The sequence below is a fragment of the Undibacterium sp. SXout7W genome (assembly GCF_049339385.1).
In the GTDB taxonomy this organism is placed as follows: Bacteria; Pseudomonadota; Gammaproteobacteria; order Burkholderiales; family Burkholderiaceae_D; genus Undibacterium.
This window is the reverse complement of record NZ_JBMPPF010000123.1, coordinates 1-322: the sequence shown is the minus strand read 5'-3', so window position 1 is coordinate 322 and position 322 is coordinate 1. Positions and strand designations below refer to the sequence as shown.

At 64.9% G+C, this 322-nt stretch carries 1 protein-coding gene; it reads left to right on the top strand.

Annotated elements, in window-relative coordinates; genetic code table 11:
- Nucleotides 1-322, top strand: a 322-nt coding sequence (locus ACO0LB_RS20760) for an efflux RND transporter permease subunit (RefSeq protein ID WP_423052619.1), incomplete at both ends; no start/stop codon positions are given.

Genomic DNA, 322 nt, shown 5'->3' with positions numbered 1-322 from the left:
TGGTGTTCGGCGCCGGCCTGACGATTTTCGTGGTGTACGCCTTCCTCAACTCGTGGCGCTCGACCCTGATCACCGCGCTGTCGCTGCCGACCTCGGTGCTGGCCGCCTTTATCGGCGTCTGGCTGTGCGGCTTCACGCTCAACTTCATGACCTTGCTGGGCCTGTCGCTGGCGATCGGCGTGCTGATCGACGATTCTATCGTGGTGCGCGAAAACATCGTGCGCCACATGCAGATGGGCTCGGACCGCCGCACGGCCGCGCTCAACGGCACCGCTGAAATCGGCCTGGCCGTGGCCGCGACCACCTTCTCGATCATCGCCGT